We start from the raw sequence: 20,520 nt of genomic DNA, 5'->3' as shown, positions 1-20,520 counted from the left end.
TTCCACGAGAACTCCGATCGTCGGGGCGCGGCTTCAAGCCCTCCCGACGGTAGCCCAAACTTGAATCCGAATTCAAGTACTTCGGCGGTGCCGTACCGGGCCCCCGCGACCCCGGCGCCGCACACCACCACCGGAGCCGCCGCAGTCCCGCGCAGGGCCCGAACCCGCCGGGTCCGGGCCCCGTCGCAAGTGGCCGCCTGCCGGGCTCAGGCCCGGACCGCGGGCCGGGCGGCGGTGTCCGCGTATCCGGGCAGCGGGATCTGCGGGGGAAATGTCACCGGCAAACCCGCCAGCGATCGATGGAACGGGCCCGGCCGCCAGACCGGCTCACCGTCGGGGAAATCCGCGCGCATCTCCGGTATCGCGTCCAGCAGCTGATCGATGGCACCCTCGGCGACCATATAGGCCAGCGATTGAGCGGGGCAGGCGTGCGGACCCAGACCCCACGCCAAGTGGGCGCGGTTACCCGTCAGCTCCGAGGTGCGGATGGCCGGATCGTTGTTGCAGGCCGCCATGCTGATCACCACCGGCTGATGCGCGGGCAGCCACACATCGTCGAGCAGGATCGGCATCCGCGGATAGGTGATCAGCAGATTCGCCAGCGGCGGGTCGTTGAACAGCACCTCGTCCAAGGCGTCGCGGGAGGTGAGGTTCCCGCCGAGGACGCTGCCGCCGAACCGTTCATCGGTGAGGATCAGCAGCAGCGTGTTGACGATGAGGTTCAGTTCGAATTCGATCCCGGTGCCGTATACCTGCGAGACGTGGTGGGAGACCTCCTCCTCGGACAGCTCGACCGGATGCTGCAGCAGCACCGAGGTGATATCGGTGCCCGGTTGCTCGCGCTTGAGCAACACCAGGTTCATCAGGGCCTCGCCCAGCATACGACTGCCGCTTTCGGCGTCCACGCCCTCGAGCAGCGCGGCCGTCCCGGCCGCAACCTGCTGCCCGATCTCCGGCGGGCAGCCGAGCAGATAGTTGATCACCTGGAACGCCAGCGGGAACACGTACTGCTGGATCAATTCCGCGTGACCGTCCTCGCAGAACGAGTTGATCAACGGGCCCGCGATGTTCTCGACGACCGTGTGGATCGCGTACATGTCCACTTCGTCCATGCTCGCGGTGATCGCCTGCCGGTAGCGCACGAATTCCTGTCCGGCGCACCGGCTGGCCATCGGCCGCCATTCCAGCAGTGGCAGGATCGGGCACTCGGCCGGAATATCCTTCTGCCAGACCCGAGGGTCGGCGGGGAAGCGATCCGGATCGTTGAGCACCCGCAGGGCGGTGTTGTATCCGATCACCAGGGTGGCGGGCACGCCGGGGGCGAGTTCCACCGGCGCCAGGGACCCGTACCGACCCCGCATCTCCCGGTAGAACCGGTGCGGATCGGCGGCGAATTCCGGGAGGTACAGCGGTATCCGCGGATCATCGGAATCGATCGGCGAACCGTGCACGTGGGCCTGAGCGTGTCTTCGGTGATCCGAGGTAGTCAAGAACGAAACTCCATACCGTCCGGTTGCGGCGCCGATGGTTTTCCACCGGCCGATCCCGGTTCGAGGCTCCTCCTGCAGAATCAGCTGACTCGAGCCGGAACCAGGCGATGGTACGACATGGTCACGAAATCTGATCGATTCAGAAACAAGTTGTACGGCCGTCTTTTTCGAGTTTTTGTTGGACTAGTCCGCACAATTTCGATCGGTCTGGTCCGAATATTCCGCCGGCCATTCTCGCCGCCGCGACGCGGCCGGGCTCGGCAAATCCGAAACCCGGCCGGCGCAACGGTTCTCATACGCCGAGCGCGTCCAGCGATCGATTGTCGTCGATGGCCGAGGTGATCCGCCGCAAAAGTGTGAGACAGGTCTCCCTCGACTGCATCTCGGGCTGATACGCGGCCCGGCCAATGGTGAACGCCCATGCCGCGTAGGCGAACATCGACTGCTGCCGGTAGATCAGCCAGGCCTTGTCGAAATCGGGCGCCACCCCGCCGGCCTCGGCCAGTTCCTCCAGATAGGCCCGCAGCAGTTCTTCGGCCCAGGCCCGGCGGTCCTCCGGTTCGCAACCGGAATTGACCGTATAGGCGAAATCGTGCCCCCAGCCGCCGCGCATCACGACCTGCCAGTCCACATAACCCATCCGTCCCTCGGCGGTCCGGTAGGTCTGCCCGATATGCGGGTCGCCGTGCAGCAGGGTGTGCGGGAGTTCGGTCGTGGCCAGGTCCACGGCACGCTCGACGCCGGACCACAACCGGTCCGCCTGTCCGTGCAGGCTTTCCGGAACCACTTCCGCCGCCCGGCCCAGACCCACCGCGCAGCGGGTTTTCATATCGATCGCGGCGAGATAGGCCTGCAACGCCTCGTTGGTGGTCTTGAGCACCTCGATGGCGGGATCCTCCCAGAAGGTCCCGTGCAGCCGGGCGAGATTGCGGACCAGATCCTCCATTTCGGCACGGCCGATCGGGGCGGTCGGTTCGCTGAATACCGCGCCCCGCGTGACGGCGATATCCTCCATCAGCGCGATCGACCGCCACGACGCCGGATCCGACGCCCCCCAGTAGCCCAGCGGGGCCTGGATCTCCAGTTTCGGCCGGAAATCGCGGAAGAAACGGGTCTCGCCGTCGATCATCTTGCCGCCGCCGAGCAGAATCCGCTGACTCAGCGAAGACGTGGTTTTGGCGAACAACGCCTCCGGTAGCCCCGCGGCCCGGCCCGCCTCGTTGTACTCCACCCGGATCGCCACCCGGGTGGAGGTACCGCTGCTGCCACCCGAGATGTCGAAGGAGACCACTTCGGCACCGGGTGCGTCCCGGCAGAGCACGGCGGTGAGCCATTCCGCGGTGAGCGCGGCGCCGGACGCGGGCACATCGTCGATCGTGCGGGCCCGGTGCCCGGTGAGCTTCTCGCCGAGGATATGCCCGCCCACCGCGACGAGCCGGCCGAGCAACCAGAGCTTGTGATTCATTTCCGCCTCACTTTCCGGATGCGCGCGAAAGCGCGCACCGTGCCGAACCGTCCGGTCCGGACTTTTCCTTCACACAGACGATTTCCGATTTTGCGCCATATTCGCTGCGCTGGAACAGGTTTCGACGAATTACTCTACGATGCGGCGGCGGATCGGCCCGGCGCGCCCCATTCGGGCCCCGCGCGCGGCATATATCGGACCGAGACGCCACCGGCACCGGCGGTTTGCCGGAGCGCGAAATATAATCGGGTCACCGACCACTGTCGACGAAAGACGCCCGCCATGGTGACGCTATCTGTTCGACATGTACCGGACGCGGTGTATCGCGCCCTGCGGATTCGCGCGGACAATCACGGTCGCAGCACCGAGGCGGAGGTCCTCGCCATTCTGGAGGAGGTAGTGACGCGCTCCCCGGAGAGAGTTCGCCTGGGAAAGGTCCTGTCCGGGGAGCACCCCGAAGACGACCCGGAGCAGGCCGAACCCGCGGACTGACGCTCGGCGTCGGAGCGCACGCCGACTATCAGTGGTCGGTCGACGACCTGTTCGCCCCGTCCGCCGGCCACGATCGCACCAATGCCGGAAGAGAACCGGATCATGACCCCACATTCCGCTGGGACACGAAACCGCCGAAGCCGAACGGTGCGATCCACCCATTCGGGCCCGGCGAAGCGAGAACGCTATCAACGGTGTAGCTCCGTGTCCCGCCCCGCGACCGTTCTGCGATGTCGGTGATCACCTCGGTACGGTGAAGCCATGCTGGATAACTCCGCTGGTCCGCGCACCGGCCGTCCACGCGACAGCCGAGTGGACGCCGCACTGCTCGAGGCCGCCGCGGAACTGATCGCCGAACGCGGTTACGGCGCGCTCACCCTCCAGGCCGTCGCCGATGCGGCGGGGACGAGCAGGCCCGCACTCTACCGCCGGTACAGTTCCCGGGCCGATCTCGTGGTCTCGGTACTGATCGACCGGTACGGACTGCAGCCCGGCGCCGAGGACCTGGGTGGGATCGAGGCCGAGCTGCTCGCGATCCAGCAACATCAGCGTGACCTGTTCAACGATCCGGTGCTGCGCCGGGCAGTGCCGGGCCTGCTGGAAGAGCTCGGTCGCACCCCGGAGGCCGCACGACGATTCCAAGAGCAGTTCCTACGACCACGCCGGCGTTCCACGGCCACGATCCTGGAACGCGCGACCGCCCGCGGCGAGATCGAACCCGGATTCGATTCCGAATGGGTGTGTGATCTCATCACCGGGCCGATGCTCATGCGAGCACTGTTACCCGAACTCGGGCCGATCGACGAGGAATTCGTACAACGCACGGTGCAGTCCGCACTCGATGCCGTAGGTCGATACCAGCGCTGATAATTCTGTGGTTGACCTCATATCGTCGGCTCGCCTAAGTTCCATTACACGTCGCAATGTAATGGAAAGGTTTCGCGATGCGTGAAGACGTGGAGTTCCTCAGCGGTGGTGTCTCCCTGCGCGGGTGGCTGTATCGACCGGAAGGCCGCACCGGCGCCGTGCCCCTGGTGGTGATGACACACGGATTCGCCGGCGTCAAGGAATGGGTCGCACCGTTCGCCGAGGTATTCAGCGCCGCCGGGCTGGCCTGCCTGGTCTACGACCATCCCGGATTCGGCACCTCCGACGGCGAACCGCGCTTCGAGGTGGACCCGGGCGCACAGATCGAGGGTTATCGCGACGCGGTGACCTACGCACAGACACTCGACGGAATCGACAGCGATCGGATCGGCATCTGGGGAACCAGTTACGCCGGTGCCCACGTCCTGGTCGTCGCCGCCACCGACCGCCGAGTCCGAGCCGTTGTGTCGCAGGTCCCGTTGACCAACGGCTGGGCGACCTTCGGCCGCCTCGTGCCATCGATCATGCTGCCCGCCGTACATCAGGCGATCGCCGCGGACCGGTCGGCCCGCGCCGCGGGCGAACCGCACCAGATGATCAAGGCCGCCTCCGACGACCCCACCGAACTGGTCGCGATGCCGGGAACGGAGGTCTACGAATGGCTGCTGGCCAACGGCCCACAGGTACCGACCTGGCGCAACGAGGTCACGCTCTCCAGCGTGGACAAATTCCAGGGTTACGCACCAGAGGCGTTCCTACGCCGAGTCTCCCCGACTCCCCTACTGATGGTGATCGCCGAGAAAGACACCCTCACGCCCAGCGATATCGCCCTACAGAGCTACGCCGACGCCCTGGAGCCCAAACAGCTCACCCTGATCCCCGGAGGTCACTTCGCGGTATACGGTGAGCGATTCGATCAGGCGGCCTCGGCCGCCCGCGACTTCTTGCTGACGAACCTCGCCGAGCAGTGACGGACCGACTCCCACGGCGATCGAATCGAGTCGCAGCCTCGACGTCATGAGATCGCGACCCCGACAGCGGCGCCCCCGCAGGGACGACGGATCGGCCGCGTGCTGCGAGGTCGAGGCGAAATGCAGCGAGAAGCGATCTGCGGTATGCGAACCACGGATGCTGCGTCCGGTCGACCGCGCGCGATGACCGAATGGGCCTGCGACGCAGCTCGCCGCTTCCACGCGGCCGGACCGAGGCGGCCACCGGCGGCACCCGCGGCACCCGCGAGTTCATCGCCGGTTGCCGAAGCCCCGGGAGGCAGCCTCTCGGGGCTTCGAGGGCAGTGGTCGAGGCGCTCGCCACCTACGCGATCGGCGTAATCGGCAGGCGTCGCGCCCCGGTCGTCACCGCGGTGGCCAGATCGGTGTAGTCGTCGATCAGCTGAGCGAGCCGGTACCACTGCGCGTGCACGACCGGGTCGGACGGCTTCGTGGTCATCAGCAGGTGATATGCGTAGACCTGCTGGCGGGCGAGTCGATCGATCACCGCGCCCATGGATTCCGAGTGCAGGGTGGCGGCGGGATGCGGTGCCGGCGCGTGGTCGGCCACCCACCGGTCGGCTTGCCGCGCCAAGGCGTTGCGCAAGTATCGTTTCGCGCGGACCGAACTCCGTGCATCCGGACGATGAAGCCGTCCGAGCCGACAGGCGACCCGGGCCAGCGGGTGAGGTCCGACGTGATGACCTCGGATCGCCGACAGCAGTTCCTCCCCGGTCGGTAACGCGTAGTGCGCCGGGCGCGCCGAACAGGTGGGCAGCGTAGAACAGATGATCGCCGGCATCCGAATCACCGCCGCGGTGTGGCGAGGTGCCGGCAACCGTTGCGACCATGATGCCGGCCGCCTTCGCATCCACCCGGACAGCCCTCACCCGCCGAGGGCGACAGCGCCGGCCGAGTCGGCGGGTCGGCAACACCCTCCTTCGATGGCCGACTGCCGGATGGGCCGAGCCACAGCTCGCTGCCGACCAGATCCTCGGCACTACCGAACCCGAGCACGCGACTGACGATCTGCAGGTCGTGCAGTGTCAGCCCCGTGGCCGCATCGGCGGGACGGGCGCGTTCGCCACCTTGCCGCCTCGGGCGGGGTCGTCTACTCATCGCGCACTCACTCCGCCCCGCGGCTTTACCCCGCCACTGAAGAATCGCACCTCGTCGCGCACGAACCACTCCTTTCATTACATTACGCGTTGTAATGAAAAATAATCGATCCAAGGTGTGACGTCAACCACAAAATCAGAGCCCCCGATCAAGGCCGGTTGAGCGCGCCGGCGCCGCATTCGACGATCAGCGGCTCGGCGTCCGCGCACCGAGCGGGTTACGCGATCAGATTGCCGCCGTCGGCGATCACGGTCTGGCCGTTCACCCATGCGCCGTCGTCGCCACACAGGAACTTCACCAGGCGGGCGAGGTCGGGGGCCCGGCCCACCCGGCCGAGCGGAGTCGACTTGGCGACCAGTCTCTTGAGGCGCTCCGGGTCCGGCGAGACGGCCGACAAGGCGTCGGTGTCGATGACCCCGCCGCTGGCGATATTCGCGGTGACGCCTACGCGGCCCAACTCCACGGCCAAGTAGCGGATCACGGCTTCCGTCGCCGCCATCGATACCGCGATGGGTGCGTACCCGGGAACGTATCGCCGGGTACCGGTGCTGCTGACGGCGACGATTCGACCCCCATTGCGTAGATCGTCGCCCGCCGCCTCGACCAGGCCGAGCACGGAGCCCACCCGGGCAGTGAACATTTCGGTGTAGGTCTCGATCGAAGTCTGCACCGTCGAGGTCAGCGCGGGCGAGGAGTCGGCGAATCCGGTCGCGTTGGCGACGACAGCCCGGACCGGCCCCAGCGTGCGCGCCCGGTCGACCATCGCACGGCACGAGCCGGGATCGCGCGTATCGACCTGCACCGCACACGCCGACCGGCCGAAGCGCTCGATCGCGCGGACCACGTCGGCGGCATCGCCATTTCGGGAGTAGTAACCCACGGCGATGTCATAGCCCAGGTCGGCGAGTTCGAGGGCGATCGCGCGGCCCACTCCCCGGCTCGCACCGGTGACGACCGCGACGCCGCCGGGCATATCAGCGCTCCTCTCGGTAGGTGCCGAAGTGCACCGGGTCGTCGTCGGCTGCGGTGGCATAGGCGTGTCGCGCACGCTCCTGCAACGCAGCGGATTCCGGCGTCGCGAGCAGCTCCGCGAAGGCGGCACCCTCGAGACGGAAAGCATCGGTGACACCCAGCTCGGCGCCGTCGCGCAGCACTCGTTTCGCCGCCGCGAGCGCTGCCCGTGGCTTCCGAGCCAGCCTCGTGGCGGCGGCCAGAACGGCCTCGTCGAAGCCCTCGGTCGCGAAGACCCGGCCGATCAATCCGATCTGCCGCGCCCGCCCGGCATCGACAGGTTCTCCGCTCAACACCATTTCGGTGGCGTCGCCACGGCCGACGAGCCGCATCAGCCGTTGTGTCCCGCCCGCTCCCGGGATGATGCCCAGCGATGTCTCGATCAACGCGAAGTGCGCCGACTCGCTCGCCCAGCGCAACGCACAGGACAGGGCGAGTTCGACACCACCGCCCCAGGCCTGCCCGTCGATCGCGGCGATCACCGGCTGCGGCATGGTTTCGACGAGCCGCATGGTGGTGTACCAGGAACGAGCCTCCGGCACGGAGCCAGCGGCGAGCAGGGCCAGTTCCGCCAGATCCGCGTGCGCCACGAAGTAGCCGGGAACCTCACTGCGCAGCACCACCACCGAGATCGTGTCGTCGGTGGCGATCCGCCGCAGTATCTCCCCCAGTTCGGCGAGCGCGGCGAAAGTGAGGAAGTTCCGGGGTGGGTTTCGGTACGACAGCACGGCCACTGCGGCCTCGTGTCGTTCGGTCCAGACCGACATCATCGGGTCCTTTCGCCAGGAAGGATGTCGAGGGTGAGCATCGAGCCCGCGGTGTGCAGACTCACGGTGACCGGCGGTGGGTCGACGGTGACCGGTGCGATATCGAAGTTACGATCGACGTGCGGAAAGTTACTGCTCGTCACCAGTACGCCGAGCTGGTGCCCGACCGCGAACCGCTGGGCGGTATTGCCCAGATCGACAGTGATGACAGCTGTTTCGCCAGGCGGCAACGGACGCGCGGTGGTCAGGTCGTCACGGAACCGCACCCGGGTGTTGCCTTCGGCCACGGGCAGCAGCCGACCGTCGGGATGCCGGTCGATCAGCCTGATGAACAGGTCGGTGTCGGAGCGGTCGAGGCTCACACACACCGTCATCGATACCGCGCCCACCACATCCACGGCCTGTTCCAGCGGCGCGGACAGGTAGTGGAGCGTGTCGGCGCGCGCGCAATGCCGGCCGAGATCGATCGGCCCCGGAGCGAGGCGACCCAGGTGCAGAAGCCGGCCGCCCCGGCTCGGCACCGGCGAGAGCGGGTCGTGGACGTAGGTGTCGATACCGTCCTCGCCTTGCCGATTCTCCTCGGAAACCAGTCCGCCGGCCCGGCCCTCGGCCGCGCCACAAATCAACCGGAATCGCTGCGACACCACTTCCCTCGGCGGCCACCGATCGTCGGACCTCCACTCGTCGGCGCCCATCAGGAAGTAGTCGACCTGCCGTGACGGCAGCACTGGTGCGGTGTCGGCGCATCGCCGAAAGAATTCCAGTTGCCGGGTGGGCAGGCCGATCGCCGCCGCCGAGGCCGACACACCGAAGTTGACCTCACCCTGGATGTGCTGGAGGGGCCCGGTATGCGCCCACGGCCCGATGACCAGCCGATACGGCACCTCGGGATGCGCGGCCGCCCCGGCGGTGAAGGTATCGATCGTCGACGACGCGTAGACGTCGTACCAGCCCGTACTCACGAACACCGGCACCTCGATCGCCTCCGGCGCCCACTCCGGCAGTGTTGTCCCGGCCCCCGCGAGCAACTGCTCGACATCGAGCGGAAAGCCACGCAGCCGGGCGAGCGGATTCGCCGACGGCGGCCACGACCGCATCGCCGCCATCGGGTCGGCGAATAACGACCCGAGCAGGGCGACGTTGTCGGCGTCTGCGTACTCGGGATTGCGGGCGAGCCAGTCGGCGGCCATGTAGATCATCCAGCCGAACAGGTGGTCCAGCCGCAGCGCGCCGCCCATCTCCGCCCGGTCACGACTGCCGGTCGTCACCATGGCCGCGGCCACACCGGCCAGATGTGGCGGGCGCGTGGCCGCGCCGAGCATGGACAGGATCCCGCCATAGGAAGTGCCCGCCAGGATCACCGTCCCATCACACCAGGGCTGGGCCGCTGCCCACTCGACCGTATCGTGGGTGTCGAGGGCCTCTTGATCCCACATGATCGGCTTCCACGCACCGTCGGAGCCGAACCGTCCCCGGGTGTCCTGGACGAAGGCCGCGTAACCGGACTCCACGCAGTCCATCGGCCGGAGGACATCGGAGCTGATCTTGCGGCGGCCGTAGGGAGTTCGGAAGATCACCACGGGCGCGGGCCGGGCCGGTCGCCAGAGATCGCCACGCAGCACGACGCCGTCCCGCATCGGGCTCTCGACATCGCTGTGCCAGCTCGCGTCGGGGTTCATGCCTGTGCGGTGAGGGTCAGCATGCGGGTGGCCATCTCGTTCCATCCCGCGGTGGCGCCGCCGTCGACGGTGAGGACACCACCGGTCAGGTAGGCCGAGCCGGGCAGCGCGGCGAACACCGCGACCCGCGCCTGTTCTTCCGGGGTACTCAGTCGTCCGACGGACGTGGAGTCGACCAGGGTCTGCCGCAGGAGGCCCTCGGGCCACAGTTCGTCGACCATCGCGGTGTGGGTGGGGCCGGTGACCAGCGCCACCGCGCGAATGTTCTGGGAGCCGTAATCCACCGCCACCGACCGGGTCAGACCGATCAGCGCGTGTTTGGCCATGTTGTACACCGGCGACCTCGGTGTGGCGCCCACACCGCACATCGAGGTGGTGAAGACGAAAACCCCACCGGTTTCGCGCATATGGCCGACCGCGGACCGGACGAGGTAGAAGTTGGCGTCGCAGCACACACCCATCACCCGGCGATAGTCCTGGTCGGAGAGCGAATGCGCGCGACCGGCGATATTGATACCCGCGTTGCCGTGGACGATATCGAGCCGGCCGTGGCGGTCCACCACCTCGGTGAGCGCCGCGTCCACGGCTGCGGGGTCGGAGACGTCGCACGCGAGGATGTCCGGGCCGGCGTGCAGGTCGAGGCCGACGACTGTCGCCCCGGCCTGCCGGAACAACTTCATCGAGGCGGCACCGATACCGCTGGCCGCGCCGGTGATGACGGCGACGTGCTGGTCGAAGGAACCGAAGATGTTCATGGCGTTGTGCCCCTTATCTGCCCACGAAGTGCGGGTCACGCTTTTCCAGGAAGGCCATCGCGCCCTCGTGGGCGTCGGCGACTTCGACGTTGTTACGAATGTGCACCGAGTTCTGTAGGCGCAACGCCATTTCGATCGGCTGACCGATACAGCGTTCGCGCAGTTCTTTGAACAATCCGATCGCGGCGGTGGCCGATCGGGCCAACCGCTCGGCCTCGACCAGCGTGACCGCCACGAGTTCCGCCGGCGGTACCACGCGGCCGAAGATTCCGGCCCGCTCGGCGGCGGCCGCGTCCAGCAACTCGCCGGAGAGGTAGATCTCGGTGGCCCGCGCCGGGCCGACCAGGCGGCCCAGCATGGCGACGCTGCCCGCTTGGGCGACCCGCAGCAGGCCGCTGCCGATGCGGGCGCTGCTGGCAGCGATGCGCAGATCACCGGCACAGGCGAGCTCGGCGCCCGCCCCGGCAGCGAAGCCGTTGATCGAAGTGATGACCGGCACCCGGGCCGTCAGAATCATCTCGATGATGCGCAGGTAGATGGGATCGGCGGTGTCACCCACCACCGGCGAGTTGGTGCGGTCACCGCGCAAATGTTCCTCGACCGCGCCGAGATCGTCACCGGCACAGAAGGCACGTCCTTCGCCGGTGAGCACGACGACCCGGGTCGCGCGGTCGGCGAAGCGCCGCTCGAGTTCGGCGCACAGTTCGGCTCCGAGTCGGCGATCGATGGCGTTGAGGCGGTGCGGGCGGTTCAGGGTGATCCAGACGATGCCGGGGCCCGGCAGCGTGACCCGCAGTGTGGATTGCGGTGCGGTGAGCTCGTCCTGGGCTTTCATGAGCGCGTCATGCCTCCGTCGACGTAGAGCGACTGTCCGGTGATGTATCGGGAACGACCGCTGAGCAACCACACCACGGCGTGCCCGATATCGTCGGGGATGCCGAGCCGACGCAGCGGCAGACCGCGGGCCACCTTGGCGGCGAGGCCGCGCAGGGAGCCGGTGTCGAGCATCGGAGTATCGATGAATCCCGGACAGATCGCGTTGGCGCGGATGCCCCGGGGGCCGAGTTCCACCGCGAGCGAGCGGGTCAGTGTCTGCAGGCCTCCTTTGCTCGCGTCATAGGCCACCTGGCCGGCGAATCCGGTGACCGCGATCGAACAGATGTTGACGATCGCCGCGTCGACTCGGGACTCGAGCAGGCCCGCGAGGTCGCGGCCGAGCCGGAACGGCACGTCGAGATTGACAGCCATGACCCGTGACCAGTCGTCGTCGGTGTGCTCACCGAGCGCGGCCCGATACTCGATCCCGGCGTTGTTGACCAGTCCGTCGATGCCACCGAGCTCCCGGCAGAGCTGCTGGACCCGGGCCGTGGCTCCCGCGGCCGTCAGGTCGAGACCGTACGCCGCGGGTGCGCCGGCGCGTGCCACGGACTCCGGACGATCGATGCCGACCACCGTGCCGCCCTCGGACTCGATCAGCCGGGTCACCGCCGTACCGATACCCCCGAGCGCGCCGGTGACCAGGATCCGGCGACCGTCGAGAAGCCCGGTCATCGCGACACCACCGCGTCGAGTCGGAGCATCCGTTCGGCATTGCCGTACAGCCAGGCGTGCCGCACATCTTCGTCGATGGGCAGCCGGTCCGCCCGATCGGCGATCTCGCGCACCGATCGTCCGTGCGTCCAACTGGTGGAGCCGAACATGATCTGGCGCTGTATCGAGCGAGCACCGTGTAGGAACAGCGGTTCCCAGCCGGAGCCGGCCGCGGCCATCGTCGCCGGGTCGTGGGAGGAGAACTCGAGGTACACGCGCGGATGGCGTTGCAGCAGCGCGATGGCCTCGAGGACCCAGGGCCAGCCACCGTGTCCCATGACGATGCGCAGATCGGGGTGGCGTCCGGCGATCCGGTCGATCACCGAAGGAGCGGAGATCCCCGCGGGGACCGTGGTGCGGAAGTGCTGGCCGCTGTGTATCCAGACCGGCACATCGTGTTCCACGCATAGTCGCCACAGCGGATCGTGGACCTGGTCGCCGACGTCGATTCCGTCGAGAAACGGGATGATCGAGAGACCGGTCAGCCGCAATTCTCCGAGTGCTCGGATGGCCTCGGTCAACGCCGGACCCGGCTCCCGCAGACTCACTCCCGCCCAGCCGATCAGACATTCCGGGTGTGCGGCGACCTGCGCGGCAACCAGGTCGTTGACCGTGCCGTGCGTGGTGGGCCACGGACCGCCGTGCACGACCTGCGCCCGGATGCCGTCCGCGGCCAGGCGCGCGGCGTGCGCATGCGGTTCGGTCGACCCGAGCCGTTCGGCCAGCCAACCGATGGTGTTGCCGGGATCGGCAGCGAATGCCTTCATCACACTCGCTGCCGATCGCCCGCTGAGCCGCCCGAATCGACCGGCGAAGACCTCGAGATAGCGAGGTGCGTTCCCGAGCAGGGCGTGGAGGTATGCCCGCCAGCCCTGTTCGTCGAAAACGACATCGCACATGTCGATCACGGACTGCTGTTTCACCATACCTCCAAATATCTATGAACGTTTGTTTACCAGCATGCGGAAAGTACGTCAACAAATGTTCGTTCATATAACTGCTAATCTCGGGATGTGACCGAACCTCGTAGCGATGCCCGCACGACCGACACCGCCCAGCGCATCCTCGACGTCGCCGCCGGGCTGTTCTTCAGAGACGGCTACCCCGCCACCTCGGTACGGCGAATCATGACGGCGTGCCAGGTCACCGCCGGCTCGCTGTACAACCACTACGCATCGAAGGAAGACGTCCTCTTCGCGATCCTCGAGCGATCACACGACGACACCCTCACCGCGCTACGCGACGGACTCGCCACCGCCGGTGACGACCCGGCCGAACAACTCCGGGCCATCGTGGCGGCCATTTCCACCTTCCACACCGAGCGCCAGATCGAGGGGATGGTCAGTCAGCGCGAATGGCGGCACCTGCCCGCGGACCGCGGCGCGACAATTCTCCAGCGCCAGCGCGAGGTTCGCGAGATCTTCGAACAATGCCTGCGCCGCGGCGTGGAGAATGACACCTTCACCTTTCCGGAACGGGGCATCGACGTGGACATCGCGGCGAAGTCGATTCTCGATCTGTGCATGAACGCCGGCCAGTGGTTCCGGCCCGCGGGCCGACTCGATTCAGCCGAGCTGGCCCGGCAGCACACCGAGATCGTCATGCTCATGGTGGGGACGAGACAACACTGACTACTCTCGCGAGCCCAACCGGCCGCGCTTGACCACCACACCGAGGTCCTCCCGATCCAGCGTGTCCGCGGTGATGCCTTCGGTCCGCAGCAGGTGCTTCTGGATTTTGCTGGTGGGCGTTTTGGGCAGCGCGTCCAGAACTCGGACGAACCTCGGCACCATGAAATGCGCCATGCGCGGACGGACGAACTCCAGCAACTCCACGACATCTATCCGGTGGCCCTCGACGGGCGCCACCACCGCGAGCACCTCATCCTCCCCATCCGGGCTGGGCGTCGCCACCACCGCGACCTCCTGCACATCAGGGTGCGCGAGGATCTCACTTTCCACCTCGAAGGAGGAGATATTCTCGCCACGCCGACGAATGGTGTCACCGAGCCGGTCGACGAAGAAGAACTCCCCGTCGACGCGCCGGAACGCGTCACCGGTGTGGAACCATCCATTGCGCCACGCCGCCGCGGTCGCCTCGGGCCTGCCCAGATAGCCGTTCGCGATGATCCAGGGGCGATCCGCTCGCACGATCAGCTCACCGACGGTCCCGTCCGCGACCTCGCGGTCGTGCTCGTCCACCAGCCGGGCCTCCACCCCCGGTCGTACCCGGCCCGAGGTCCCCACGACAGACGGGTTGGGCTCGGAGATGATGGGAATCGACACCTCCGTCATATTGAACATAGCGACGAGATCGACGTCGAACCGCCGCGCGAACTCCGCCGCGTCATCGGACAGCGGAATCATGAAGACCCGGCGCAACGGATGCTCGGTATCCGTGGGGGACTCCGGTTGCTTGCCGAGGAAGGTTGCCATGACCCCCAGCAACGTGACATGGGTGCAACCGGTGGCCCGCACCAGATTCCAGAACTCCGAGGTCCGGAACTCGGTGGTCAGTGTGATGCTGCCGCCCAGCACGACTGCCGCGTTGACTCCGATGGTGCCGCCGGCGTGGAAGAGCGGAAGGGTCACCAGGTACCGATCATCGGCACCGAAATTATCTTCGAAAGCAGCCTCCGCGCAGGCGCTGAGCTGCGCGTAGGTACAGATCACCCCCTTGGACGGACCGGTGGTGCCCGAGGTCAGGATGATCGCGTAGGTGTCCCACGGTGCGAGGTCCACCGCAGGGGGGCTCGCCCGACCGCCCGCGAAGATCGCCGCATCGTGCACGGTGGCAGCGAGCGGACCGGGATCACCGGAACCGACGGCGACCACCTCGCGGACGCTGTGGAGATCGATCTCGCGCAACCGCGGCAGCAGGTCGGGATGCACGACCGCTACCTCGGCGCCGGAGAGCCGGATGGCGTGTTCGAGCAGCCCGCCGCGATAGGCGGTATTGAGCGGCACGAGGACCGCACCGAGTATGTTGACGCCGAACCACACCCGAAGCGCGTCCGGTCCGTTCGGCAACCATGAGACGACTCGATCGCCCCGGCCGACGCCGAGCGTCGCCAGCCCGGCGGCCACCTGCTCGGCCTCTCGTAACATCCGCGCGTAGGTCCACTCGACGCCATCCTCGAAGACCACGAAAACCCGGTCGGGGTGCTCGGTTGCCCGCCACCGCAGCACCGTGGGGAGGACACATTCGTCCGCGGGACGCAACCAACTCGTCATCGCACTTCCTTTGTTCCCAGATACGCGGCCCGAAGTCGCGGATCGTCCACCAGCGACGCAGCCGGACCGGTGACGACCACCCGGCCGTTCTGCAGGACGGCAGCCCGGTCGGCCCGCTCCAGCACCTTCTGTACCCGCTGTTCGACGATGATGATCGCCTGCCCTTCGGCGCGCAGCGCGGCCAGCACGTCGAAGACCCGGTCGATGATGACCGGCGCGAGTCCGATCGACGGTTCGTCGAGCATCAACAGCCGGGGTGCGCGCATCAGCGCCAGCCCGATGGCCAGCATCTGCTGCTCTCCGCCGCTGAGCACCTCGGCCGGCGAATTCCGTCGTTCGTGCAGAATCGGAAAGAGCTCGACCACCCGCTCCCGCCGCTCGGCGGCGATCCGGCGGGGCAGCCGCTGCTTCCACAGGCCCATCCGAAGGTGCTCGTCCACGGTGAGCCCGTTGAACAGCCGCCGGCCCTCGGGCACCAGCGCCACCCCCAGCTCGATAAGCCGGTCCGGGCTCGCTTTCCGCACCGGGACACCGTCGACGATCAGTCGTCCTTCGGCCGGCGGCAGCAATCCCGACAGGGCACTGAGCAGGGTGGTCTTGCCCGCGCCGTTGGCACCCACGACGGCCAGGATCTCTCCGCGCGACACAGTCAGATCGACCGCCGCGACCACCGGAACCGGACCGTAACCCGCGTGCACGTTCTCCGCTACGAGAACAACATCATCGCTCATGAGCTCACTCCCAGATAGGCCTCGACAACCCGGCGATCCGCCAGCGCCTCGCCAGGTGTCGCCGTCACGACCAATCGGCCGCGATCGAGCACGGTCACCGTGTCGGCCACCCGCGCCACCAGCTCGATATGGTGTTCGACCAGCAGTACCGTCGTCCCGCCGTCCCGAATCGAGCCGATCAACTGTTCCAGCGCACTGAGCTCATGGGGAGCCAGCCCCGCGGCGGGCTCGTCCAGAATCAGCAGGCGAGGCCGGGCGACGAGCGCGCGACACAACTCCAGCAGCCGCTGCCGCCCGTGTGGCAGGAGATCGGCCTGCGACGATTCCGAGGATCCCAGGCCGAGTTCGACCAACACCTCGTGCGCGTGCGCACGGACCTCCCGTTCCTCCCGACGTCCACCGGGAGTCCGCAGGACGACCCCCAGTACCGAAGCGGTGCGGCGCGCGTATCCGCCGAGGACCACGTTGTCGGAGACGGACGCCTCCGGAAGGAGCTTGGGTGTCTGGAAGACCCGTGCGACACCGGAAGCGGCCAGCCGCTCGGCCCGGGTCGACAGCAGGTCGGTCTCGTCGAGGCGCACCCGCCCTGAATCCGGGACCAGCATGCGACTGACAATATTGAGCAGCGTGGTCTTACCGGACCCGTTCGGCCCGACGATGGCGTGCACCGATCCCGGCACCACCTCGACGCTGACGCCGTCGAGCGCTCGGACACCGCCGAAGGACTTCGACACCTCCGATATCGACAGTGCCGCGGGCGCGCCGGACGCCATATGCTCGGACCGGGCGAGCAGCGGCTTCTCCGGGACGGGGTCCGAGCGCCGGGTACGGCGATCCCGCCACGCCTCGACCGCACCGATGATGCCGCGTGGTGCGAACACCATCAGGAACAGCAGACCGACACCGTAGATGAGCCCACGCCACTGATCGAGCGAGGTAAGCAGCTCCGGCACGGCGAAGAACACCAGGGTGCCGACAATCGGCCCCCACAACCGACCCGCACCGCCGATGATCACCACGATCAGGAAGAAGATGGAGAAATCGAGGGTGAAGTCGTCGGGCGAGACCATCCCGTTGTTGGCGGCCAGCAGCGCCCCGGCGAGCCCCGCCGCGGCACCACCCACGGCGAAAGCGGCCAGTTTGACCACGGTGGCGTCGACACCGACGGCGCGCGCGAGCTCCGGCGATTCCCGCACCACCATCATCGACCGTCCGATCCGGGAGCGGGCCGTGCTCGCGATCAAGGCCAGCACGATCAGGTCGACGACGATCACCAGCCAGTACACCCCGCGGTCACCGAGCTCGATCGCCCCGACACTCGGACGCGGGATGCCGACGATCCCGGCATACCCGCCGGTGAGCCACTCGAGCTCCACGATCAGGGTGCGCGCGACCATCGCGAAGCCCAGGGTGATCAGCGCGATGTACCACGACGACAGTCGTAATGCGGGCAGTGCCATGACCGCTCCGGCCAGCGTGCCGGTGAGCGTGGCGACCGCGGCGGCGAACCAGAACGACCAACCCTGATCGGTCATCAGGATCGCCGCCGTGTACGCCCCGACGGCTACCAGCGCACCGTGCCCCAGCGAGACCTGTCCGGTGTAGCCCATCGTCACATTCAGGCCCATCGCGACGAGGGCGAGAATTCCTACCATCGCCGCGAGGTAGATGAACGAGGGATGCGCATTGACCAGCGGCAGCGCGAGGAGCAGGACAACTGCGGCGCCGATAAGCGCGAACCGGACCGTGCGACGATCAGACATGGCGCATCACCTTCTGGCCCAGTACCCCGTTCGGGCGAAGAAGCAGGAACGCGAGCATGAAGACGAACAGCACCACGGTCTGGAGCCCGGGACTCACGTAGTTGGTGCCGATGGCCTCCACCAGACCGAGCGTCCAGCCCGCGAGCAGCGCGCCCTTGTTGGATCCGATACCGCCGATGGCCAGGGTGGCGAAACCCTTGATGAGAAGCGCCAAACCCATGCCGAGAGAGGCCAGCAGCAAGGGGGCGGCCAAAAGCCCGGCCAGCCCGGCGAGCGCACCACTGATGAAGAACGATTGCCGGGTCAGCGAAGACGGATTCACGCCGCGCAGGCGGGCGCCGTCGCGGTCGGCGGCAACGGCGCGCATCGCGCATCCGAGCGGCGTCCGGTCGATACGTTGCAGCACGAGCATGACCAGCACCGCCGCGACCACCACCGCGGCCTGATAGGAGTTGAAGCTCACGCCTGCCAGGTCGATCCGGTCCAGCGACAATGGGGCGGGCGGTGCGACAGCGCGAGGCTGATCGGTCCACAGCTTCCCCGCCACCTCGCCGATCACCAGCGAAAACGCCAGAGTCGTAATGACCCAGCCGGTCGCGTGGCTCGACCGGCGCAACACCGGGGTCACCGCGATCCGTTCCTCCACCAGGGCGATCGCGCCGACGAGAACCATGACGGCCACCGCGGCCAACCCCCACGGCAGTCCACCGAGCGAGGTCGCCGCGACCACCATCGCTCCGACCATGACCAGCTCGCCCTGCGCGAAGTTGACCACGTTGGTCGGCCGATAGGACACATTGAAGCTCATGGCGATGAGCGCGTAGATACTGCCGAAGGTCAGGCCCGGCACGACGATATCTGTCAGCATTCCGGCCTCACAGCCCGTCGGCCCGGCGGCGCAGCAAGCCACCCAGTGACTCCGGTTCCAGCGCCGAGGTCAGCGTTCCGATCGTGATTTCCTCGTCGGCGATCCCGGTGTGGTTGTCGGCGGTGAAGCCGATCTTCGAGCGCACACCCTGATAGCCCTGGACTCCGTCGAGCGCCTTCTTGAGTGCCCGCGGATCGGCGGTGTTCTCCTGCGCGACGAGATCGGCCATCAATGTGAGGTAGTCGAAATACGGACTCGTGATGGCGGAGTAGCCGAGACCTGCGGTGTCGGGGTGCTCAGCGATACGTCCCGCGAGGGCGACGACCCGCTCATGTGGGGTCTCGGTGGCGGTGTAGGTCAACCCGCGATACGTCGTGCCGAAGAAGTTGTCCAGCAGCTCGCCGCGGAATTCCGAGAGCGCGTCAACGTAATTCAGATCATGGGACACGATCGTCGGGGCGAAACCGCTCGCTCGCATGGCACGCAGAATCAGGATGGTCGCCTGCGGCTGCCCGGTGAACAGCCCCAACCCGTCGACCTTCGCGGCTTCCAGTTTGCGGACGTAGGGGGTCAGATCGTTCGCGTCGACCTCGAAGGTCTCCACCGCTACCGGGGTGGTCGAGTACTCGGACGCGAGGTAGTCGATGGCCGCCGTCCTGATCGACTCTCCGAACTCGGAGTTCTCCACGATCAGACCGATCCGCTTCTTGTCACGCGCCTCCCGCAGAAATCGCACGGCGGCCTCGGCCTGTTGCGTGGTGTTGTAGACGAGCTGATAGAAGTACGGGAATTCCTTCCCGTTTCCCAGGTTCGCGCTGCCACCCCAGCCCGACTGGATGAATCCCTTCTGCGCCAGCGCACTCGCCGAGGCGAGCACCTGCGAACTCCCTGTCGGGCCGACTACGAAGGTGGGCTCGGCGCCGACCACGCGTCGCGCGATCGCCGCTTGTGTCGCGGGACTGCCCTTGTCATCGATCTCGGTGAGCTCGGCCGCCTCGCCGAGCAGGCCGCCACCGGCAATGATGTCGTCGAGCGCCAACCTCCCACCCACGTAGATCGGCTTGTACGCGGCGGCGAGGCGCCCCGTCTTCGGTTCGATCCACCCCACCCCCACCTTCCCGGTGCCCCCGGCCCCGCTCCCGCAACCACTGAGCGCGAGCGCACCGGCCGCGGCCAGGGCCCCGAACCCGGCAAGCGCCGTCCGACGCGAGAAAGGCGCGCTGATGAGCTCCGACATACAACCTCCTCAGGTATATGAACGTTTGTATATGTGATATGAGACATAGTCAATACCTTCCCCGAACCGAATCGGACGACCGGAACGGTCCGTGATCCATCACCGCGAGCTCGACCGCGGAGACCGCGACTCTCCCGCGAGGCGGCTGGTGAGGGTGTCACCCCGGCCGTCAAGCCCGAGAACTGCGACCAGAGCCGGACACATCAATGCCCAACCATGGGAAGTCACCTGTCCGATTCGACCGAGTTTCGGGAGCTACATTCACGTGCGCGCCGATCGCCGGGCAGTGCATCGGCGGCCCGTGCAGTCGCCGGCTGTGTTTCACTCACCTCGGTGGCGAAGCCCGACACAACCCTCGAGCGAGACCTGTGCGCTGGTTCACCTCCCCCGGCGGCAGCCCACCGAGTCCAGGCCCGGCACGTCCCGCGCCCGAGGCGGCACCAACCAGATGAGCGGAGCCCGGT

Annotated in this window: 19 protein-coding genes; 4 read left to right on the top strand and 15 right to left on the bottom strand. The window is 67.3% G+C overall.

From position 1 onward, the window contains the following. Nucleotides 1–206 precede the first annotated feature (206 nt). Both NGR01S_RS21835 and NGR01S_RS21830 read right to left on the bottom strand, forming a co-directional pair. Nucleotides 207–1,490 carry a cytochrome P450 family protein gene (locus tag NGR01S_RS21835; RefSeq protein WP_063039751.1) on the bottom strand — a complete coding sequence of 428 codons (1,284 nt, stop codon included), beginning with the start codon at nt 1,488–1,490 and terminating at the stop codon, nt 207–209. Between the two features lie 292 nt (nt 1,491–1,782). Then, the gene (locus NGR01S_RS21830; protein ID WP_063039749.1) at nt 1,783–2,955 is read right to left on the bottom strand and encodes an aminoglycoside phosphotransferase family protein; all 1,173 of its coding nucleotides are present in this window, start codon (nt 2,953–2,955) and stop codon (nt 1,783–1,785) included. Between the two features lie 282 nt (nt 2,956–3,237). Between NGR01S_RS21830 and NGR01S_RS31150 the strand changes: the two genes are divergently transcribed. From NGR01S_RS31150 to NGR01S_RS21815, 3 genes are all read left to right on the top strand, one after another. Beyond that, nucleotides 3,238–3,447 (top strand): FitA-like ribbon-helix-helix domain-containing protein, encoded by a 210-nt coding sequence (locus NGR01S_RS31150; protein ID WP_063039746.1) that lies wholly within the window; start codon nt 3,238–3,240, stop codon nt 3,445–3,447. A 261-nt stretch (nt 3,448–3,708) separates the two neighbouring features. Continuing rightward, nucleotides 3,709–4,314, top strand: a complete 606-nt coding sequence (locus NGR01S_RS21820) for a TetR/AcrR family transcriptional regulator (RefSeq protein WP_084481563.1) — start codon at nt 3,709–3,711, stop codon at nt 4,312–4,314. 77 nt (nt 4,315–4,391) lie between these two features. Further along, a complete protein-coding gene (locus NGR01S_RS21815; RefSeq protein WP_063039742.1) occupies nt 4,392–5,285 on the top strand; it encodes an alpha/beta hydrolase in 894 nt (297 codons plus the stop codon). Nucleotides 5,286–5,628: 343 nt separating this feature from the next. On the opposite strand, the gene NGR01S_RS31615 is transcribed toward NGR01S_RS21815, so the two are convergent. From NGR01S_RS31615 to NGR01S_RS21775, 8 genes are all read right to left on the bottom strand, one after another. Further along, entirely contained in the window at nt 5,629–5,910 is a 282-nt protein-coding gene (locus NGR01S_RS31615) for a DUF4254 domain-containing protein (RefSeq protein WP_169811946.1), read from the bottom strand. Nucleotides 5,911–6,639: 729 nt separating this feature from the next. Next, on the bottom strand, nt 6,640–7,395 hold the full coding sequence (locus tag NGR01S_RS21805) for an SDR family oxidoreductase (RefSeq protein WP_063039738.1): 756 nt from the start codon (nt 7,393–7,395) through the stop codon (nt 6,640–6,642). A gap of 1 nt (nt 7,396) precedes the next feature. Then, on the bottom strand, nt 7,397–8,200 hold the full coding sequence (locus tag NGR01S_RS21800) for an enoyl-CoA hydratase/isomerase family protein (RefSeq protein WP_063039736.1): 804 nt from the start codon (nt 8,198–8,200) through the stop codon (nt 7,397–7,399). Further along, complete coding sequence (locus NGR01S_RS21795) at nt 8,200–9,879, bottom strand: CocE/NonD family hydrolase (protein ID WP_063039734.1); 1,680 nt, start codon at nt 9,877–9,879, stop codon at nt 8,200–8,202. The genes NGR01S_RS21800 and NGR01S_RS21795 overlap by 1 nt, the downstream gene beginning before the upstream one ends. Then, on the bottom strand, nt 9,876–10,634 hold the full coding sequence (locus NGR01S_RS21790; RefSeq protein WP_063039732.1) for an SDR family NAD(P)-dependent oxidoreductase: 759 nt from the start codon (nt 10,632–10,634) through the stop codon (nt 9,876–9,878). Before NGR01S_RS21790 ends, NGR01S_RS21795 begins: the two co-directional genes overlap by 4 nt. A gap of 13 nt (nt 10,635–10,647) precedes the next feature. Further along, nucleotides 10,648–11,469, bottom strand: a complete 822-nt coding sequence (locus NGR01S_RS21785) for an enoyl-CoA hydratase/isomerase family protein (protein ID WP_063039730.1) — start codon at nt 11,467–11,469, stop codon at nt 10,648–10,650. Next, the gene (locus NGR01S_RS21780) at nt 11,466–12,185 is read right to left on the bottom strand and encodes an SDR family NAD(P)-dependent oxidoreductase (protein WP_063039728.1); all 720 of its coding nucleotides are present in this window, start codon (nt 12,183–12,185) and stop codon (nt 11,466–11,468) included. Before NGR01S_RS21780 ends, NGR01S_RS21785 begins: the two co-directional genes overlap by 4 nt. After that, nucleotides 12,182–13,150 (bottom strand): amidohydrolase family protein, encoded by a 969-nt coding sequence (locus NGR01S_RS21775; RefSeq protein WP_063039726.1) that lies wholly within the window; start codon nt 13,148–13,150, stop codon nt 12,182–12,184. Before NGR01S_RS21775 ends, NGR01S_RS21780 begins: the two co-directional genes overlap by 4 nt. Before the next feature lie 87 nt (nt 13,151–13,237). Here NGR01S_RS21775 and NGR01S_RS21770 point away from each other — a divergent pair, with 87 nt between their 5' ends. Further along, nucleotides 13,238–13,855, top strand: a complete 618-nt coding sequence (locus NGR01S_RS21770; protein WP_063039720.1) for a TetR/AcrR family transcriptional regulator — start codon at nt 13,238–13,240, stop codon at nt 13,853–13,855. Here the strand turns inward: NGR01S_RS21770 and NGR01S_RS21765 are convergent, their stop codons facing one another. The 5 genes from NGR01S_RS21765 to NGR01S_RS21745 are packed head-to-tail and all read right to left on the bottom strand — an operon-like array spanning nt 13,856 to nt 20,056. Next, entirely contained in the window at nt 13,856–15,457 is a 1,602-nt protein-coding gene (locus NGR01S_RS21765; RefSeq protein ID WP_063039718.1) for an AMP-binding protein, read from the bottom strand. Next, nucleotides 15,454–16,188, bottom strand: coding sequence for an ABC transporter ATP-binding protein (locus tag NGR01S_RS21760; RefSeq protein ID WP_063039716.1), 735 nt, complete (start codon nt 16,186–16,188; stop codon nt 15,454–15,456). Before NGR01S_RS21760 ends, NGR01S_RS21765 begins: the two co-directional genes overlap by 4 nt. After that, nucleotides 16,185–17,951: a branched-chain amino acid ABC transporter ATP-binding protein/permease gene (locus NGR01S_RS21755; RefSeq protein WP_063039714.1), complete on the bottom strand. Its 1,767-nt coding sequence runs from the start codon at nt 17,949–17,951 to the stop codon at nt 16,185–16,187. The genes NGR01S_RS21760 and NGR01S_RS21755 overlap by 4 nt, the downstream gene beginning before the upstream one ends. Then, entirely contained in the window at nt 17,944–18,819 is an 876-nt protein-coding gene (locus tag NGR01S_RS21750) for a branched-chain amino acid ABC transporter permease (protein ID WP_063039712.1), read from the bottom strand. Before NGR01S_RS21750 ends, NGR01S_RS21755 begins: the two co-directional genes overlap by 8 nt. 7 nt (nt 18,820–18,826) lie before the next feature. Continuing rightward, nucleotides 18,827–20,056 carry an ABC transporter substrate-binding protein gene (locus NGR01S_RS21745; protein WP_063039710.1) on the bottom strand — a complete coding sequence of 410 codons (1,230 nt, stop codon included), beginning with the start codon at nt 20,054–20,056 and terminating at the stop codon, nt 18,827–18,829. Nucleotides 20,057–20,520 lie beyond the last annotated feature (464 nt).

This window comes from Nocardia grenadensis NBRC 108939, assembly GCF_001613445.1.
In the GTDB taxonomy this organism is placed as follows: Bacteria; Actinomycetota; Actinomycetes; order Mycobacteriales; family Mycobacteriaceae; genus Nocardia; species Nocardia grenadensis.
The sequence above is the reverse complement of the archived record's forward strand: the minus strand, read 5'-3'. Positions and strand labels throughout refer to the sequence as shown.

Coding starts and splice junctions, on each gene's coding strand:
- NGR01S_RS21790 (WP_063039732.1), bottom strand. CDS start 10,634: ATGAACATCTTCGGTTCCTTCGACCAGCACGTCGCCGTCATCACCGGC.
- NGR01S_RS21745 (WP_063039710.1), bottom strand. CDS start 20,056: ATGTCGGAGCTCATCAGCGCGCCTTTCTCGCGTCGGACGGCGCTTGCC.
- NGR01S_RS21805 (WP_063039738.1), bottom strand. CDS start 7,395: ATGCCCGGCGGCGTCGCGGTCGTCACCGGTGCGAGCCGGGGAGTGGGC.
- NGR01S_RS21785 (WP_063039730.1), bottom strand. CDS start 11,469: ATGAAAGCCCAGGACGAGCTCACCGCACCGCAATCCACACTGCGGGTC.
- NGR01S_RS21755 (WP_063039714.1), bottom strand. CDS start 17,951: ATGTCTGATCGTCGCACGGTCCGGTTCGCGCTTATCGGCGCCGCAGTT.
- NGR01S_RS21780 (WP_063039728.1), bottom strand. CDS start 12,185: ATGACCGGGCTTCTCGACGGTCGCCGGATCCTGGTCACCGGCGCGCTC.
- NGR01S_RS21765 (WP_063039718.1), bottom strand. CDS start 15,457: ATGACGAGTTGGTTGCGTCCCGCGGACGAATGTGTCCTCCCCACGGTG.
- NGR01S_RS21815 (WP_063039742.1), top strand. CDS start 4,392: ATGCGTGAAGACGTGGAGTTCCTCAGCGGTGGTGTCTCCCTGCGCGGG.
- NGR01S_RS21800 (WP_063039736.1), bottom strand. CDS start 8,200: ATGTCGGTCTGGACCGAACGACACGAGGCCGCAGTGGCCGTGCTGTCG.
- NGR01S_RS21760 (WP_063039716.1), bottom strand. CDS start 16,188: ATGAGCGATGATGTTGTTCTCGTAGCGGAGAACGTGCACGCGGGTTAC.
- NGR01S_RS21795 (WP_063039734.1), bottom strand. CDS start 9,879: ATGAACCCCGACGCGAGCTGGCACAGCGATGTCGAGAGCCCGATGCGG.
- NGR01S_RS31150 (WP_063039746.1), top strand. CDS start 3,238: ATGGTGACGCTATCTGTTCGACATGTACCGGACGCGGTGTATCGCGCC.
- NGR01S_RS21750 (WP_063039712.1), bottom strand. CDS start 18,819: ATGCTGACAGATATCGTCGTGCCGGGCCTGACCTTCGGCAGTATCTAC.
- NGR01S_RS21830 (WP_063039749.1), bottom strand. CDS start 2,955: ATGAATCACAAGCTCTGGTTGCTCGGCCGGCTCGTCGCGGTGGGCGGG.
- NGR01S_RS21775 (WP_063039726.1), bottom strand. CDS start 13,150: ATGGTGAAACAGCAGTCCGTGATCGACATGTGCGATGTCGTTTTCGAC.
- NGR01S_RS21820 (WP_084481563.1), top strand. CDS start 3,709: ATGCTGGATAACTCCGCTGGTCCGCGCACCGGCCGTCCACGCGACAGC.